This is a genomic window from Streptomyces sp. NPDC088730, assembly GCF_044751215.1.
GTDB lineage: Bacteria > Actinomycetota > Actinomycetes > Streptomycetales > Streptomycetaceae > Streptomyces.
The window spans coordinates 1,011,209-1,027,702 of sequence record NZ_JBIVLK010000001.1 but is presented as its reverse complement, the minus strand read 5'-3'; the positions used below and the strand labels follow the sequence as shown (position 1 = coordinate 1,027,702).

The 16,494-nt window shown below is 70.9% G+C and carries 17 protein-coding genes; 9 read left to right on the top strand and 8 right to left on the bottom strand.

What is annotated here, in order from left to right:
- Nucleotides 1-82: 82 nt before the first annotated feature.
- Complete coding sequence (locus ACIP89_RS04605; protein ID WP_401922701.1) at nucleotides 83-604, top strand: DUF4240 domain-containing protein; 522 nt, start codon at nucleotides 83-85, stop codon at nucleotides 602-604.
- Nucleotides 605-640: 36 nt separating this feature from the next.
- On the opposite strand, the gene ACIP89_RS04600 is transcribed toward ACIP89_RS04605, so the two are convergent.
- On the bottom strand, nucleotides 641-1,411 hold the full coding sequence (locus ACIP89_RS04600; protein ID WP_401922698.1) for an SDR family NAD(P)-dependent oxidoreductase: 771 nt from the start codon (nucleotides 1,409-1,411) through the stop codon (nucleotides 641-643).
- Nucleotides 1,412-1,551: 140 nt separating this feature from the next.
- On the opposite strand from ACIP89_RS04600, the gene ACIP89_RS04595 reads away from it, so the two are divergent.
- Nucleotides 1,552-2,181, top strand: coding sequence for a TetR/AcrR family transcriptional regulator (locus ACIP89_RS04595; protein WP_401922696.1), 630 nt, complete (start codon nucleotides 1,552-1,554; stop codon nucleotides 2,179-2,181).
- A 16-nt stretch (nucleotides 2,182-2,197) separates the two neighbouring features.
- On the opposite strand, the gene ACIP89_RS04590 is transcribed toward ACIP89_RS04595, so the two are convergent.
- Nucleotides 2,198-2,725, bottom strand: coding sequence for a GNAT family N-acetyltransferase (locus ACIP89_RS04590; protein ID WP_402112973.1), 528 nt, complete (start codon nucleotides 2,723-2,725; stop codon nucleotides 2,198-2,200).
- A gap of 53 nt (nucleotides 2,726-2,778) precedes the next feature.
- On the opposite strand from ACIP89_RS04590, the gene ACIP89_RS04585 reads away from it, so the two are divergent.
- Nucleotides 2,779-3,678, top strand: a complete 900-nt coding sequence (locus ACIP89_RS04585; protein WP_401922691.1) for a TIGR01777 family oxidoreductase — start codon at nucleotides 2,779-2,781, stop codon at nucleotides 3,676-3,678.
- A 286-nt stretch (nucleotides 3,679-3,964) separates the two neighbouring features.
- A complete protein-coding gene (locus ACIP89_RS04580) occupies nucleotides 3,965-5,314 on the top strand; it encodes an NAD(P)/FAD-dependent oxidoreductase (protein ID WP_401925353.1) in 1,350 nt (449 codons plus the stop codon).
- 22 nt (nucleotides 5,315-5,336) lie between these two features.
- Here ACIP89_RS04580 and ACIP89_RS04575 read toward each other — a convergent pair whose 3' ends face one another.
- A complete protein-coding gene (locus ACIP89_RS04575) occupies nucleotides 5,337-7,073 on the bottom strand; it encodes a regulator (protein ID WP_401922687.1) in 1,737 nt (578 codons plus the stop codon).
- A gap of 268 nt (nucleotides 7,074-7,341) precedes the next feature.
- Between ACIP89_RS04575 and lipB the strand changes: the two genes are divergently transcribed.
- From lipB to ACIP89_RS04555, 4 genes are all read left to right on the top strand, one after another.
- Nucleotides 7,342-8,154, top strand: a complete 813-nt coding sequence (gene lipB / locus ACIP89_RS04570; protein WP_401922684.1) for a lipoyl(octanoyl) transferase LipB — start codon at nucleotides 7,342-7,344, stop codon at nucleotides 8,152-8,154.
- Nucleotides 8,155-8,287: 133 nt separating this feature from the next.
- Entirely contained in the window at nucleotides 8,288-9,253 is a 966-nt protein-coding gene (gene lipA / locus ACIP89_RS04565) for a lipoyl synthase (protein WP_401922681.1), read from the top strand.
- A gap of 310 nt (nucleotides 9,254-9,563) precedes the next feature.
- A complete protein-coding gene (locus ACIP89_RS04560) occupies nucleotides 9,564-9,764 on the top strand; it encodes a hypothetical protein (RefSeq protein ID WP_024492387.1) in 201 nt (66 codons plus the stop codon).
- Between the two features lie 19 nt (nucleotides 9,765-9,783).
- Nucleotides 9,784-10,494, top strand: a complete 711-nt coding sequence (locus ACIP89_RS04555) for a DUF4191 domain-containing protein (protein WP_371773649.1) — start codon at nucleotides 9,784-9,786, stop codon at nucleotides 10,492-10,494.
- A gap of 140 nt (nucleotides 10,495-10,634) precedes the next feature.
- Here the strand turns inward: ACIP89_RS04555 and ACIP89_RS04550 are convergent, their stop codons facing one another.
- Nucleotides 10,635-11,102 (bottom strand): RDD family protein, encoded by a 468-nt coding sequence (locus ACIP89_RS04550; protein ID WP_327336541.1) that lies wholly within the window; start codon nucleotides 11,100-11,102, stop codon nucleotides 10,635-10,637.
- 287 nt (nucleotides 11,103-11,389) lie between these two features.
- Between ACIP89_RS04550 and glnA the strand changes: the two genes are divergently transcribed.
- Complete coding sequence (glnA, locus tag ACIP89_RS04545; RefSeq protein ID WP_401922678.1) at nucleotides 11,390-12,799, top strand: type I glutamate--ammonia ligase; 1,410 nt, start codon at nucleotides 11,390-11,392, stop codon at nucleotides 12,797-12,799.
- Nucleotides 12,800-12,956: 157 nt separating this feature from the next.
- On the opposite strand, the gene ACIP89_RS04540 is transcribed toward glnA, so the two are convergent.
- The 4 genes from ACIP89_RS04540 to ACIP89_RS04525 all read right to left on the bottom strand — a co-directional run bounded on the left by ACIP89_RS04540 (nucleotide 12,957) and on the right by ACIP89_RS04525 (nucleotide 16,460).
- Nucleotides 12,957-13,346: an SRPBCC domain-containing protein gene (locus ACIP89_RS04540; RefSeq protein WP_401922675.1), complete on the bottom strand. Its 390-nt coding sequence runs from the start codon at nucleotides 13,344-13,346 to the stop codon at nucleotides 12,957-12,959.
- 160 nt (nucleotides 13,347-13,506) lie between these two features.
- Nucleotides 13,507-13,941, bottom strand: a complete 435-nt coding sequence (locus ACIP89_RS04535) for a VOC family protein (protein WP_401922672.1) — start codon at nucleotides 13,939-13,941, stop codon at nucleotides 13,507-13,509.
- A 250-nt stretch (nucleotides 13,942-14,191) separates the two neighbouring features.
- Complete coding sequence (locus tag ACIP89_RS04530) at nucleotides 14,192-15,256, bottom strand: methyltransferase (protein ID WP_401922669.1); 1,065 nt, start codon at nucleotides 15,254-15,256, stop codon at nucleotides 14,192-14,194.
- Complete coding sequence (locus ACIP89_RS04525; RefSeq protein ID WP_401922666.1) at nucleotides 15,243-16,460, bottom strand: cytochrome P450; 1,218 nt, start codon at nucleotides 16,458-16,460, stop codon at nucleotides 15,243-15,245. The genes ACIP89_RS04530 and ACIP89_RS04525 overlap by 14 nt, the downstream gene beginning before the upstream one ends.
- Between the last annotated feature and the right edge of the window lie 34 nt (nucleotides 16,461-16,494).

Here is a 16,494-nt window from a genome sequence, read left to right as displayed (position 1 = left end):
ACCCCCGCGGCGGAGACCGTAAGGCTTCATTTCGGTGTCTCCGCGTGCATCGCCCGCCGCCAGGGCAGATGCTGGACCCGTGATGGACGAGACGGAATTCTGGGAGATCGTCGACAGCACCCGCGAGGCCGCCGACGGCGACCCCGAGGACCACGCCGATCTGCTGGTCGAACGGCTGGTGCGGCTCGATCCCGATTCCGTGCTGGACTTCGCCCGGCACTTCGAGGCCCGCTACAACCGCGCCTACCGCTGGGAGCTGTGGGGCGCCGCCGCCGTGCTGCTCGGCGGGGCGAGCGACGACGCCTTCGACTACTTCCGCTGCTGGCTGATCGGTCAGGGCCGGGAGGTCTTCGAGGGCGCCGTACACGATCCGGACAGCCTCGCCGAGCTCCTCGACGACTTCGACGAGGAGCTGGACGGGGACGCGGAGGAGCTGGGCTACGCCGCCGACGAGGCGTACGAGCAGCTCACCGGGGTGGTCGCGCCGGACCTCGGGCTGCCGCCCCAGCCCGTCGAGCCGGAGGGCACCCCGTTCAGCCTTGAGGACGACGCGGCCCTGGCCGAGCGCTTCCCGATGCTCCACGAACGGTTCGGCGGCGTCTGAGCCCGGCCGCCACGGGGTCCCGCCCTCCGGTTCGGGTCAGTAGTGGGTGCCGCCGTCGATGCGGATCTCCGTGCCGGTGATGAACGCGCCGTCCTGCGAGCCGAGCATCGCGACGACGCCCGCCACCGTGTCCGGGCTGGCGAAGCCCTCGCCCAGGGCGGGGGCCAGCTTCGCGAAGAGGGACATGTCGGCGTCGGCCGGGAGCCCCGGGCCGTTGCCGCTGGTCATGTCGGACGAGATCGAGCCGGGCGCGACGGCGGCGAACCGCAGCCCCTGCTTGCTGTACTCGGCGGCCAGCGCGTGGGTCATCGACTGGATGCCGCCCTTGCTGGCCGCGTAGGCGGACATGTAGGGGTGCGCGAAGCTCGCGGACGTAGAGGAGAAGTTCACTACGGCCGGACTGTCGCCCGCGAGCAGCGCCGGTATCGCCTCGCGGATCATCAGGAAGGTTCCGGTGAGGTTGACCGCGATGACCTTGTTGAAGAACTCCAGCGAGGTCTTGTGCGTGTGCTCGGAGCGCAGGATGCCCGCGGCGTTGACCAGCACGTCCAGCCCGCCGAGGGTGGCCACGGCGGCGGCGACTCCGGTCCGCACGGCGGTCTCGTCCGAGATGTCCAGGACGGTGGTGGTGAGGCGCTCCGCGGTGCCGTCCGCCACGGCCTTCGCGTAGGTGGCCTTCAGCCCCGCCTCGCTGACATCGGCGGCGACCACGAGGCCGCCCTCCGCGAGGACGCGGTGGACGGTGGCCTGTCCGATACCGGAGCCCGCGCCGGTGATGAGTACGCGTCGGCCTTCGTAGCGGTTCATATGAGGTCTCCCGATCTCGAATCCCCCGATGACGATCCCTTTCGCTGTCCACCGTACGTCTCGGTGGCACGTTTTGCCATGACGGCATTCAGTGCACTCGTTCGATGCGATCCCGGCCTGGCCGGGGTAATCTGCGGGGAATGAACCCGCCGCAGCCGTCACTCACCGAACGCCGCAAGGCCGCGACCCAGCTGGACATCGCGCGCGCGGCCGCAGCGCTCTTCGCCGAACGCGGCCCCGACGGCACCACCGCGGAGGACATCGCCCACCGGGCGGGCGTCGCGCTGCGCACCTTCTACCGCTACTTCCGCTCGAAGCAGGACGCGGTGGGGCCACTGCTCACCGGGGGCGCCGAGCGCTGGCAGGCGCTGCTCGAAGCGGCGGAGCCGGGCTCCCCGTTCGCCGGGGTTCTGGAGCGGGCGGTGACGGAGGCGCTCAGCCCCGGGGACGAGCACGCCGCGGAGCAGCTCGGCCAGACGCGCGGGCTGCTGCGGGCGGCGCAGGGCGATCCGGCGCTGCGAGCCGTCTGGTACCGGGTCAACCAGGACTCGGAGGAACGGCTGCTGCCGGTGCTGACCCGGCTGGCGGGCGACGCGGCGGACCCCCTGGAGGTCCGGCTCGCCGCGGCCGCCGCCACGGACGCGGTACGGGTCGCCCTGGAGACCTGGGCGGGCACCGACGCCCCGGCGGCCGGGGCCGGCTCCCCCGCCGATCTCGCGGTGCGCTGTCTGCACGAACTCACCGGCGGAATGCGGCTGTTCAAGGACTGACCGGGCGCAAAACCGCTCAGGGCGCGAGCGAGCGCCCCATCAGTACGTCGTCGACATAGCGTCCGGCCAGGAAGAACTCACCGGGCAGCACCCCCTCGACGGCGAACCCCTCCGACGCGTACAGCGCCCGCGCGGGTGCGTTGTGTCCCAGCACCCGCAGGGTCATCCGGTTGGCGCCCTGCTCGCGCGCCGCCGCCATCGCCGCCCGCAGCAGCGCCCTGGCGATCCCCCGGCCGCGCGCCCAGTCGGCCACGGCCAGGCCCTGTATCTGGCGTACGTGCGTGTTGCAGGCCAGCGGGGTCGGCGGCACCAGCCTGGTGTACCCGGCCAGCCGCGTCCCGCCCGTCTCGTCCCGCACCTCCGCCACCAGGAAGTCCGGCGGCCGGTGGCCGTCGTCGAAGAACGGGGCGTACGGGGGCTGCGGCCGGGGCGACACGGCGTGCAGCGTCGACCAGGTGGCGCGGTCCAGTTCGCCGAGCGCGGCTTCGTCGGAGAGGACCGAGAGGCGGACGGAATGGGCCGGGTGCGTATGTATCTCGGACATGCGGGCAACTGTGCCACGCGCCTCCGGCCCGTCCGGTACGGCAGGATGGCCCCATGCCGCACTCCCGTATCGCTGTCACCGGATCGACCGGACTCATCGGAGCGGCCCTGGTCCGCTCCCTGCGCACCGACGGGCACGAGGTGGTCCGGCTGGTCCGGCACCCGGCCCGGTCGGGCGACGAGGTGGAGTGGGACCCGAAACGGAGCTACGTCGACGTGGCCGGACTGGTGGGCTGCGACGCCGTCGTCCACCTCGCCGGGGCCGGGGTGGGCGACCACCGCTGGACCGAGGCGTACAAGCGTGAGATCCGGGACAGCCGGGTGCTGGGCACCGCCGCGATCGCGGAGGCCGTCGCCTCGCTCGACACCCCGCCGAAGGTGCTCCTGGCCGGTTCCGCGATCGGCTTCTACGGCGACACCGGTGACCGGGCGGTCGACGAGAGCGCGCCGCCCGGCGACGGGTTCCTGCCGTCGGTGTGCGTGGAGTGGGAGGAGGCCACGGCCGCCGCGCAGGAGGCGGGGGTGCGGACCGCGCACGCCCGTACCGGACTGGTCGTCGCCCGGGAGGGCGGGGCCTGGGGCCGGCTCTTCCCGCTCTTCCGCGCGGGTCTCGGCGGGCGGCTGGGCGACGGGCGGCAGTACTGGAGCTTCATCGCGCTGCACGACCACATCGCCGCCCTGCGGCACATCCTCGACACCCCCGGGCTGTCCGGGCCGGTGAACCTGACCGGCCCCGACCCCGTCACCAACAGCGAGGTGACGGCGGCGATGGGCCGGGTGCTGCGCCGGCCGACCCTCTTCACCGCGCCCGCGCCCGCGCTGCGGATCGCCCTGGGCGAATTCGCCGGGGATGTGCTGGGCAGTCAGCGGGTGCTGCCGGGAAGGCTGCTGGACACGGGGTTCTCGTTCGCCTTCCCCGGGATCGACGGCGCCATCCGCGCGGCACTGCGCTGATCCGGCCCTCCGCCGACCACGGCGGCGGGCTCGGCGCCACCCCCGGCTGCGCGCTCAGCGCCACCCCCGGCTGCGGCCGATCCGGGTCCCGCGCGCCCCCAGCGACGCCGGAAACCCCGCCCGTGGGCGAATCCAGACGGACGTGCGACCCCGTGCACCGGTGCCCCGGTACGCGCGACTGCGCCGATATCCGGCCGCGCTCCTAGCCTCATGGCGAACTCGCGCATTTCGGTGGCCTGTTGAGGGCACAACCCTCCCACCAATCGCGCCGACTCGGGGAGGGCACGTGCTCAGCACGGCACACCACGCGGACGTCGTCATCATCGGGGCCGGGATCGCCGGCCTGGCAGCGGCTCACCAGCTCACCAGCGCGGGAGTGAGCGTCAGCGTCCTGGAAGCCGGCCCCCGGGTCGGCGGCCGGATGATGACGGAGGAGGTGGACGGGTTCCGGCTCGATCTCATCGGCCCGCTCCTCAACACCTCCTATCCGGAGCTGTACACGGCACCGGGTCTCGGCGAACTCGTCCTGCGGAACTTCGCCCCCGGCGTGCTCGTCCACAGCGAGGGCCGCCGCCACCGCGCCGGTGAGATACGGAGCACCCGGGGCGCGCGCAACGCCCGCGGCGCGCTCAGGGCGGCGCGCGCCCTCGCGAGCGCTCCCAGGGCGCCGCTCGGCGGGGCCATCACCGGGGCCATGGGCGGCGCGATCGAGCAGGCCAGGCTCGGCGCGGCGCTGTCCCGGCTGGCCACCACCCCCCGGGCCCGGGTGCTGGCCCGGCCCGAACGGACCGCGCTGGAAGCCCTGTACGGCCGCGGCCTGTCCCCCCGTACGCTCAACGGCTTCGTGCGGCCGCTGCTCACCGCGCTGCTCAGCGACCCCGGACTCAGCACGTCCAGCCGGTGCGCCGATCTGGCCCTGCGCAGCTATGCGAGCGGCAGGCTCTGCGTGCCGTCGGGGGGCTCCGGCACGCTGCCCGAGCTGCTGGCCGCGGCGCTGCCGCCCGGCACGGTACGGACCGGGGTCCATGTCACGGCCGCCGACATCACCTCGGTGCGCACCAAGGAGCACGGCGAACTGGGCTGCCGCTCCCTGCTGCTGGCCACCGGCGCGGGCGCCGCCGCCGAACTGCTGCCCGGTCTGCGGGTGCCGTCCTTCCACCCGGTGACGGTGCTTCACCACACCGCCCCCGTACCCCCGCGGACCGGTGCGTCCCTGGTGCTGGACGCCGACCGGTCGGGCCCGGTCGCGCACACCGCGGTGATGAGCGAGGTCGACCCCGCGCGGGCCCCGCACGGCCGGACGCTGGTCAGCTCGACGGTGCTCGGCACCCCGCCGCCCGATCTGGACCGCGCGGTCCTGGCCCATCTCGCCGTGCTGCACGGCACGCCGACCGACGACTGGGAGCTGCTGGCCGTCCACCACGATCCGGAGGCGGTGCCCGCCATGGCGGCCCCGCACGATCCCCAACGCCCGGTCCGGCTGCTCGCGGGGCTGTACGTGTGCGGCGACCACCGCGACACGAGCACGGTTCAGGGGGCGCTGTCCTCGGCCCGCCGCGCGGCCGACGCGATCCTCACCGACCTGGGCGTACGGCCCGGCCGCACGAGCGCCACCGCGTTCCCGGAGGCGGCCTGAGGGCTGTCCGCGGCAGCGGGCCTTAGCCGAGTGCGGCGACCCGCTCCCGGTACCCGCGTACCGGGGCGGCGTCCCGGAAGGGTTCGAGCCGGCGCTCGAAGTCGCGTACGTACTCGGTGGCGCGCACCGAGCGCATCTCGGTGGCCTGCTGAGCGGCCTCCGCGCCCAGCCGGCAGGCCTGGTCCAGCTCCCCCAGCCCGAGCCGGGCGGAGGCCAGCACCACCCGGCAGAACAGCCGGCTGCGGGCGTAGGCGGGGGCTCGCAGCTGCAGCGAGCGCTCCGCGTGCTGCGCGGCGGCCCGGTACTGCTGGAGGTCGCGGTGGCAGTGCCCGAACTCGTCGGCGAGCTGGGCCTCGTCGAAGTAGCGCGCCCAGTGCGGCGCTTCGTCCCCCGGACGCGATACCTCCAGCGCGCGCTCGGCCCGCGCCAGTGAGGCCAGGCAGGCCTTGGCCTCCCCGAGGACGCCGTGCCCGCGCGCCTCGACCGCGTGCAGCAGGGCGAGTACCACGTTCGGCGCCGCCGAGCCGATGCCCTGCTGGGCCACCCGCGCCAGCTGCACCGCTTCCCTGCCGTGCCCGAGGTAGACGGCCTGCCGGCTCATGGTGATCAGCACGTAGCTGCCGTAGGCCCGGTCCCCGGCGGCCTGGGCCAGGCGTAAGGACTGCACGAAGTACCGCTGGGCGAGCCCGTGCGCGGCGATGTCGTACGAGGTCCAGCCCGCGAGGCGGGTGAGATCGGCGGCGGCGGCGAACAGCCGGCGGCCGGTGGCCTCGCCGTACGTGCCGCGCAGCATCGGTTCCGTCTCGTGCTCCAGGTACCGCACCAGGGCCTGGCGGGCGTGGCCGCCGCCGTAGGCGTTGTCGAGGGTGCGGAAGAGCTCGGCGACCGACCGGAGAGCGGCGACGTCGCCGCTGCTCACCTTCTGGCCGGAGCCCCGCTCCGTCTGCCGCTGCCGGGGCACGCCGGGGATGCCCGGCACATGCGGCGTTCCGGGCATCCCCGGCGGAACGACCGCTCCCGGATGCCCGTGGGCCACGGGTGGGCCGGGCGGCCGGACCGGGCCCGGCCCACGGGAACCGGGCCTGCCGCCGGGCCCGGGGGCCCCGCCCTGCTCGGGCACCGCGCCGAGACCGCCGCCCGGGTGCCCGTTCACTCCGCCGCCGTAGCCGCCGTTCGGTCCGGACGCCGCACGTGGGCCGCCGGGCGCCTGGGTGCCGGGGACCCGGCCGGCCGCGCCGGTACCGGCAGCGCCACCGGCCCTCACCGGTCCGCCGGCCGTCCCCGGGGCCGCTCCGGGCTCGACGCCGCGCGCCACCCACTCGTCGGCCCGGCCGATCAGCCAGTCCCGGCTGGGGACGACCAGGCCTGCCGGGGTGAAAGCGATCTTCCGCAGCTCCGCGTGGCTGCCGGAGTCCTTCCGCCACAGCCCGCTGACGATGTCGACCGCCTCCGCGGGGGTGGCGGCGAACTCCAGGCCCGCGTAGACCGGGGCGCAGGCGTCGAGGCCCAGGTCCTGGGCGGAGAGTCTGCGCCCGAGCCGCCGGGTGAAGACCTCCGCGATCAGCGCGGGAGTGGTCCCGCGCGGCTGCTGTCCGCGCAGCCAGCGGGTCACGGAGGTCTTGTCGTACCGCAGGTCCAGGCCGTGTTCGAGGCCGAGCTGGTCCACCCGGCGGGCGAGGCCGGCGTTGGAGAACCCGGCTTCGGTGATGAGCGAGGCGAGTCGGCGGTTGGGCGTGCGCTGCGGAGGTCGATCCGACATCAGCTGTACGGTCTCCTGCCTTCGGGGCCGGGCGGGCAGCCCTTATGGAACGGCGCGAATTTAGCGGCCTCCGGGGCGACCTCGGCCACCTTCGCTTCACTTTCATCCGATCGTGTGAGGATTGCGGAGACGCTGACGGGAACCACCTGCCCGGCCGGCACCCGAACGCCGGTCGTACAGTTGCGGGTGGCGCGATTCGGTGCATGGTGACGTGGCACCGGGGGATACTTCCCGGCTTCCGGCACCGCGAGGAGAAAGGCTGCTGCCCGTGACTGAGCTTCGGTTCGTCCGTCTGGGATTCGGCGAGGAATCCGTCGACTACCGGGAGGCCTGGCAGAAGCAGCGCGAGGTGCACGCGGCGCGGTTCGAGGACACCGTCCCCGACACCTGCCTGCTGCTGGAGCACCCGCCCGTCTACACGGCGGGTCGGCGCACGCTCGACAGTGAGCGCCCCCTGGACGGGACGCCGGTCATCGACGTGGACCGGGGCGGCAAGATCACCTGGCACGGGCCGGGCCAGCTGGTCGGCTACCCCATCCAGAAGCTGCCCCGCCCGGTGGACGTCGTCGCGCACGTCCGCCGCCTGGAGGACGCGCTGATCCGTACGGCGGCCGATTTCGGGGTGGAGACCAGCCGGGTCGAGGGCCGCAGCGGTGTGTGGGTGCTCGGGGACCCGGTCGAGGAGCGTCCGGCGATCGGCGGCCTCTCGCTGGACTTCGACCCCAGGCTCCAGGACGAGGAGTTCGACGCCCGGCTGAACGGCCCCGAGTACGCCCCGTCCAACGCCGGACAGCGCCGCGAGGACCGCAAGCTGGCCGCGATCGGCATCCGGGTCGCGAAGGGCGTGACGATGCACGGCTTCTCCTTCAACGTGAACCCGGACAACACCTGGTTCGACCGGATCGTGCCGTGCGGCATCCGGGACGCGGGCGTCACCTCACTGGCGTACGAGCTGGGACGCGATGTCACGATCGCGGACGTGCTCCCGGTCGTCGAGAAGCACCTGCGGGACGTCCTGGAGAACGCCGAACTGGCTCCGCGCGTCATCGAGCGCCCGGCCGATGCCGTGGCCACGGCATGACGCTCGGAACACCGCACCGGGAATAGGGCCTGCCGGCCACAGGTTGGTCCAGACGTAAAGCCGCATGAACCACGGGCGTACCCTGGTGTTCGCCGAAGAATCCAATGCAGTGAAAGCAAAGGGGAGTGCCGGAGTGTCCGCTGTCGCACCCGACGGGCGCAAGATGCTGCGCCTTGAGGTCCGGAACAGCCAGACCCCCATCGAGCGGAAGCCCGAGTGGATCAAAACCCGGGCGAAGATGGGCCCCGAGTACAACCAGCTGCAGAAGCTCGTGAAGAGCGAGGGTCTGCACACGGTGTGCCAGGAGGCGGGCTGCCCCAACATCTTCGAGTGCTGGGAGGACCGCGAGGCAACGTTCCTCATCGGCGGCGACCAGTGCACCCGGCGCTGTGACTTCTGCCAGATCGACACGGGCAAGCCGCTGGCGCTGGACCGGGACGAGCCCCGCCGCGTCGGCGAGTCCGTCGTCACGATGGACCTGAACTACGCCACCATCACCGGCGTCGCCCGCGACGACCTGGAGGACGGCGGTGCCTGGCTGTACGCGGAGACCGTGCGCCAGATCCACGCGCAGACGGCGGAGCGGGAGGGCGGCTACACCAAGGTGGAGCTGCTGATCCCCGACTTCAACGCCGAGCCCGCGCAGCTCGCGGAGGTCTTCTCCTCACGCCCCGAGGTCCTCGGGCACAACGTGGAGACGGTGCCGCGGATCTTCAAGCGGATCCGCCCCGGCTTCCGGTACGAGCGTTCCCTGGAGGTCATCACCCGGGCCCGCGAGGCCGGTCTGGTGACCAAGTCCAACCTGATCCTCGGCATGGGCGAGACCCGCGAGGAAGTCAGCCAGGCGCTCCGGGACCTGCACGACGCGGGTTGCGAGCTCATCACGATCACGCAGTACCTGCGGCCGACCCCGCGCCACCACCCGGTCGAGCGCTGGGTGAAGCCGCACGAGTTCGTGGAGCTCAAGGACGAGGCCGACGCGATCGGCTACTCCGGTGTGATGTCCGGGCCGCTGGTCCGTTCCTCGTACCGCGCGGGCCGGCTCTTCCAGCAGGCGGTCGAGCGGCGCGGCGCCACCGCCGCGGCGCCGAGCGCCTAGCCGGACGCCCGTGTGAAACCGGGCACAAGTAGTTACTGAGCAGTAATAGATGATTCGGCGCGGTCCGTCGGCTCCTCGCAGGTCGGAGGCGCGGATGGGCCGCGCCGACGTGCGCGCCGCCGCTATCAAGGTTTCATTGGTGTTTGACCGACCGGTCATGCGCTGGTAACACCGAGCAGTGACCCTGGATGCACGCAGCGCAGTGGCTTCCCGGCCGCTGGCCACGCCGCTTCCGTATCCAGTCCGCGCAACACAGTCCGCCCACTGAGCGCCGCTCAGTCCGCGCATCCGTTCCGAGGGGACTTCCACGATGCAGGCCGCGCCGGTACGCGCCACAGCCATTCCGACCGTCACCAACGCCCTCCGCGCCGTCGAGTCGCTGCTGCTGAGCAGTGGCCAGCGCACCGCCCGGCGCAACGCCTGGACGGCCGTCCTGGAGGACCGCCGCCGGGCCAAGGACCGGGTCGAGTCCGAGTCCGTACTGGAGGCCGTGGCCGAGCACCGTTCTTAGGCCACGTAAACTTCATTGCATGGCGAGGAAGGCAAAAACCACTGAAGGCGCGGACAGCGCCGAGAACGCGGGGCGACTCAAGCAGATCGCCCTGACCTACAAGATGACCAGGCGGACCGACTCGAAGATCGGTCTTGTCGTCGCGGGTGTGGGAATCGTCACCTTCGGTGTCCTCCTCGCGATCGGTTTCTTGATCAACCACCCGATCTACGTGGGCATCCTGGGCTTCGTGCTCGCCCTCCTCGCGATGGCGATCGTCTTCGGGCGGCGTGCCGAGCGGGCCGCCTTCGGGCAGATGGAAGGGCAGCCGGGCGCCGCCGCGGCGGTACTGGACCGGGTGGGCCGCGGCTGGTCCACGACCCCCGCGGTCGCGATGAACCGCAGCCAGGACGTCGTCCACCGCGCCGTGGGCAAGGCGGGCATCGTGCTGGTGGCGGAGGGCAACCCGAACCGGGTGAAGTCCCTGCTCGCGGCCGAGAAGCGGAAGATGGCCCGCATCGTGGTCGACGTACCGGTGCACGACATCATCGTCGGCAACGACGAGGGCCAGGTGCCGCTCAAGAAGGTGCGCACCAAGATGCTGAAGCTGCCGCGCGTCCTGACCGGCCCCCAGGTGACCGCCGCCAACGACCGGCTGCGCGCGATGGGCGACCTGATGAGCAACATGCCGCTGCCGAAGGGCCCGATGCCGAAGGGCATGCGGATGCCGCGCGGCGGAAAGATGCGCTGACGAGCCGGCCTACGGATACGCAGAGGGCGGGTCACGAACTCCTGGTTCGTGACCCGCCCTCTGCGTATCCGGCCCTCTGCGCATCCGGGGGTCCCGGATGCCCGGGTGCTGGGTGCTCGCCGTACGCGCCGTGTCCGGTCTCAGCCGCGGATCTGGACGGCGCGGGCCAGCCGGTCGTGCAGTCCCCGGCCGTCGCGGTCCCAGACCAGGGCCGGGATCACCAGGCACAGCAGCACGGTGCGCACCAGCACCCTCCCGAGCCCCAGCCGTCCACCGCCCTCCGCGACGACCCTGATGCCCATGAGGCGCTTGCCGGGCGTGCAGCCGATGGTGCCGACGGTGAGCAGGCTCAGTACGAGGAAGATCCCCACCGCCCAGTTGCCGGCCGCCTGCTGGTCACCGCGGGCGAACAGCCCGTATGCGATCACCATGCACAGGGCCCAGTCGATGAAGATCGCGCCGAAGCGGCGGCCGAGCGGCGCGGCGGCCCCCGGCCCCTGCTCGGGGAGCCCGAGCCGCTTGCCCCGGTACCCGAAGTCGGCGCCCATGTCCTCGGCGGCCGCACGCGGCCCGGAGAGCCACGATCCGATTGCTTGCCTGTTGTCCACCCGACCACGGTACTGCGCCCGCCCCGGCACCCTGCCGGGCGGGTGGAGCGGCCGTGTCCCGGCACCCCCGGAAACCGTCCCGGAACCTGCCGGGAACCCGTCCGGAACCGGTCACCGCACGGTCACGAGGCGCTACTCACACCCGGCCCGGTTAACTTCAGCGAAACAAATGGGTCATGCTTGAGAAATCCGGTCTGCCTATGGTCGGGTCCAGCGTGTGCCACCGCACTGGCCGCACAACGAGCTGCAACCCCGTCCCACCCCGGGCCGGGAGTAGGAGGAGTTGGATGTTCCAGAACGCCGACGACGTGAAGAAGTACATCGCCGACGAAGACGTCAAGTTCATCGACGTCCGGTTCTGCGACCTGCCCGGTGTGATGCAGCACTTCACCATCCCGGCGGCGGTCTTCGACCCGACCGAGGAGCTCGCCTTCGACGGCTCGTCGATCCGCGGCTTCCAGGCCATCCACGAGTCCGACATGGCGCTCCGCGCGGACCTGTCGACCGCCCGTGTCGACCCCTTCCGCCGCGACAAGACCGTCAACATCAACTTCTTCATCCACGACCCGATCACCGGCGAGCAGTACAGCCGTGACCCGCGGAACGTGGCCAAGAAGGCCGAGGCCTACCTCGCCTCCACCGGTTTCGCGGACACCGCGTACTTCGGTCCCGAGGCCGAGTTCTACGTCTTCGACAACGTCCGCTTCCAGACGTCGGCGAACGAGAGCTTCTACCACATCGACTCCGAGGCGGGTGCCTGGAACACCGGCTCCGAGGAGAACAACCGCGGCTACAAGGTCCGCTACAAGGGCGGCTACTTCCCGACCCCGCCGGTGGACCACTTCGCCGACCTGCGTGCGGAGATCTCCCTGGAGCTGGACAAGAACGGCCTCCAGGTCGAGCGCCAGCACCACGAGGTCGGCACCGCCGGCCAGGCCGAGATCAACTACAAGTTCAACACGCTGCTCGCCGCGGCCGACGACCTGATGCTCTTCAAGTACATCGTGAAGAACGTCGCCTGGCGCAACGGCAAGACCGCGACCTTCATGCCGAAGCCGATCTTCGGTGACAACGGCTCGGGCATGCACGTCCACCAGTCCCTGTGGGCCGGCAGCGACCCGCTGTTCTACGACGAGCAGGGCTACGCGGGCCTCTCGGACATGGCGCGCTACTACATCGGCGGCATCCTGAAGCACGCCCCGTCGCTGCTGGCGTTCACCAACCCGACGGTGAACTCCTACCACCGTCTGGTCCCCGGCTTCGAGGCCCCGGTCAACATGGTCTACTCGCAGCGCAACCGCTCGGCCGCGATGCGCATCCCGATCACGGGCTCCAACCCGAAGGCCAAGCGCGTCGAGTTCCGCGCCCCGGACCCGTCGTCCAACCCGTACCTCGCCTTCTCGGCCCTCCTGATGGCCGGCCTGGACGGCGTGAAGAACAAGATCGAGCCGCCGGAGCCGATCGACAAGGACCTCTACGAGCTGGCTCCCGAGGAGCACGCCAACGTCCAGCAGGTCCCGACGTCCCTCCCGGCCGTCCTCGACGCCCTTGAGGCGGACCACGAGTACCTCCTGGCAGGCGGCGTCTTCACGCCCGACCTGATCGAGACGTGGATCGACTTCAAGCGCACGAACGAGATCGCCCCGATCCAGCTGCGCCCGCACCCGCACGAGTTCGAGCTGTACTTCGACCTCTAAGGGGCGGGGCCGGGCGACCCGGTCGCTGACCTGACGCAAGAAACGCCGATGAGGGCCGCTTCCCCACTGGGGAAGCGGCCCTCATCGGTCTGTCGCGGAGTTCGAAGCGGTCGGCGGCTCGGCGTCGCCTTTGCGGCGGGCGGACCGGATTCCCCGATCAGCTCAGCTCTTTGGTGACCCGCTCCATCACGCCCTGCCAGTGGGCGCGCTGCTGCTCCCGCTCCTCCGCGCTCGCCAGGTGCTCCTGGTGGAAGCGGAGGACGCTTCGGTCGCCGGAGCTGGAGACCGCCAGCTGTACCGTCGTCGTGCCGCGAGTGGCCCGGATGCGGTCGAGCGGCCGGTAGCTGCGGATCTCCCCGGTCACGCCGTCGACCGTCTCGAACGTCGTCCCCTTGGTGGGCGCCGGAGGAAGCTCCGCGCCTTCGCCGAGCCAGAGCTCGATGCCCTCCGGGCTCACCATGAACTCCCAGACGACCGAACGCGGGAAAGGAAGCGTCGCGGAGACGCCGATCTGCCAACCTGCATCCTGAGTGAGTCCTTTGGGCATGCCGATGCTCCTTCCGGGCGGTTCACTACCGCAGGCCATGCGGGCAATGTAGTGATTATAGATGTTGGACATGATTCCGCAACGAGAATTCACGCCCGGTAAGAAGCAAGAGCCTTCTCGGCCAACTTCGTTCAATTGACGGAATTGGATCAAGGCACTTCTATGCCACGCAGAACTCGTTGCCCTCGGGATCCTGCATCACGGTGCAGTTCCCCGTCGGCTCCCTGACCTCGCGAAGCACCTTCGCCCCGGCGTCCACCAGCTTCGACACGTGCTCGGTCAGCTTCGTCACTCCGGCGTCCGGTGTGTGCTTCTCCCCGGCCCGCAGCTGCACATCGATGTGCACACGGTTCTTGGCGGTCCGTCCCTCGGGCACCTTCTGGAACAGCACCCGAGGCCCGACACCGTCCGGATCGACCGCCGCGGCCATCGAGTCCCAGCGCTCCCGAGGCAGCCCGATCGTCTGCGCGAACTCCGTCCATGACTCATATCCCGGGGGTGGTGGCTGCACCACGTAATCCAGAGCGAGAGCCCAGAATTCCGCCTGCCTGGCGGGATTCCGGGCATCGAACGTCACCTGCACACTGATCGCCATGATCGAATCCAGAAATCAACTCAGGAGATGCGGCCCGGACGCGAGATGTCCGGACGTCAGCACCTTCGACCGGTATAAACCAAAAGGGGCACGCTTCCACGACTTTCGCATGGCGTACCGGTGTGGCACCCGCACAGTCGCATTCATTCACCCATTCGAGGGAGACGAGCGCGATCGCGAAGCAAGATGCCGGGAGCGTGTCCCGATTGGTCATTCCGTACCTGGGCCCCGCTCCGGACGCGAATCCGGATCAGGGCTTTCGTGCGAGTACCGCACCATTCGCTCCGGGGGCCGAGAAGCGAACCGTATCCACTTGATCGAATCCCGCCGCACGCAGCCACTCGCTGTACTCGGCCGCCGTGTAATTGCGGCCCCACGTCCCCACCAGCATGTTCATGCTCATGAGCGCGGCGTCGAGCGGACCGGTCTTCTCGTCGTTGACGAGCAGTTCGCTGATCACGATCCGGCCGCCGCTGGGCAGTGCCCGGTAGCACTTGGCGAGGAGTTCCCGGTTACGCGCCTCGTCCCAGTCATGCATGATCATGGAGAGCAGAATGGCGTCGTGCCCGGTCGGCAGCTCCGGCTCCTCGAAGAAGTCGCCCGGGTGCGTGCCGATCCGGTCGGAGAGTCCGGCGTCCGCGATCTTCCCGGCGGTGTACGCGCACACGTGCGGCAGGTCGTAGACCGTGGCGGCCAGCCCGGGGTAGTGCCGGCACAGCTCGATCACGAAGGCCCCGCCGCCGCCGCCGACATCGAGAAGCCTCGGTGTCGTGCCGAAGTCGACCGCGGCCGCCAGCACCCCGGCGGTCATCGAGGACAGCGGCCGCAGGCCGTCCCAGAAGGTGCTCGCACGGTTGTCGGCGTCGAAGATCCTCTCCTGCTGGTCCGGGGCCCACCGGCTCGGGCTGTCGGACCTGATGGCCTCGGTGACGCGCAGCCAGCCCGGCGAGGTATGGCTCCTCAGCATCTCGATGTAGTCACCGAAATAGTGCGGCCTGCCCCGCACCAGGTACTCCTCGGCGGTCGGCGCATTGACGTAACGCCCGTCCCTCTCGCGCCCACCGTCCGGCAGCAGCAGTCCGAGTGCGGCACACGCGGTCAGGAGGATCTCGGCCGGCCGGCCGGCGACACCGAGCCCCTCGGCCACCTCCGCAGCCGAGGCCCCCTTCCCCTCCGCCAGGAAGTCGAACAGCCCGAGGTCGAGGGCCCCGCACAGGGTCTGCGAGGCCCACATACCGCCGGCGATCCTCAGCAGCCCGTCAAGAGCGGGGGCTTCGAATTCCGGCCCGGTACCGCTCCGGTCATCGCTGTCCATGCGCCGGCCTTTCCGCGAATCGAATCGGCACCCGGTCGAAAACGATGTGACGCCCGTTCTCGAAGTGCCGGTCCGGCTCTTCCGTGAGGTGGTAGACGGGGTGCTGGGCCAGTTCACGCAGCACCGTCCTGAACTCCAGCCTGGCGAGGGCCGCGCCAAGACAGTGGTGGATGCCGAATCCGAAGCTGAGATGCTGGTGCGAATTCCCGCGGTCGAGCGAGAACTCCTCGGGCTCCGGATACTTCGCCGGGTCCCGGTTGGCCGCGTCGAGCAGCAGGACGACCCTGGAGCCGCTCGGGATGACCGTGCCGTCGACCGTCACCTCACGCGTCGTGAACCGGGTGAAGCGGTCGGTCGGACACCACCGGCGCATCGTCTCGTCGCCCACGACCGACATGAGATCGGGCTCTTCCCTGAGCCGGTGCTGGAGCCCGGGGTCGCCCGCGAGGTGCCAGAGCATACGGCTGAGGGTGTTCAGGGTGGTCTGGTGTCCCGCTATGCACAGCGAGACGATGACGGAGTGGAGCCGCTCGTCGGAGATCGGCTCCCCGTCGATCTCCGTGTTGGCCAGGCGGGAGATGTAGAAGTCCCCCGGGTGGGCCCGAGCGTTGCGTACCTCCTCGGCGAGCAGTTCGCGGAACTGCGGCCAGAAGCTGTCCGCCTCACTGTCCTTGGACAGGTGCTTCCACAGATTGCTCGTGAGTTCGCGGACCCTGCCCTGGGCCTGCTCCGAGAGGCCGATGGTCAGGGCGAGCACCCCGATCGCGAACGGATTCGCCAGCTCGGCGGAGAAGTCGCCGTACCCGCGCTCGACGATGGGTTCGATGAGCTCGGTGGCAAGGGTGCGGATCTGCGGTTCGAGGCGCCGGACCTCCTCGTTGTGAAGGGGCGGCGCCATGAGGGCGCGAAGCTCTCGGTGCTCGGGCGGGTCGAATTCGATCGGGGAGAACTTCGGCATTCCCGCGGCCCTGGGGTAGAAGACGCCGGACCCCGAACTGAAGGTCTCATGGTCCTTCAGTGCCGCTTTGACGTCGGCGTGGCGCGACAGGATCCACAGCCCGCCGTGCGCCGCGGTATAGGTCACCGCCGCCTGCTCGCGCACCTCGCGGTTGACGTCCTGCGCCACGTCGGGTGTGTACTCGGGATCGTGCCAGTCGAACTCCCGCACGAGCCGATCGATGAGGTCCTGCCGCGCTATCGCCATTGCTCCTCCGGAACCTCTTGCGCTTCTTCCGTCT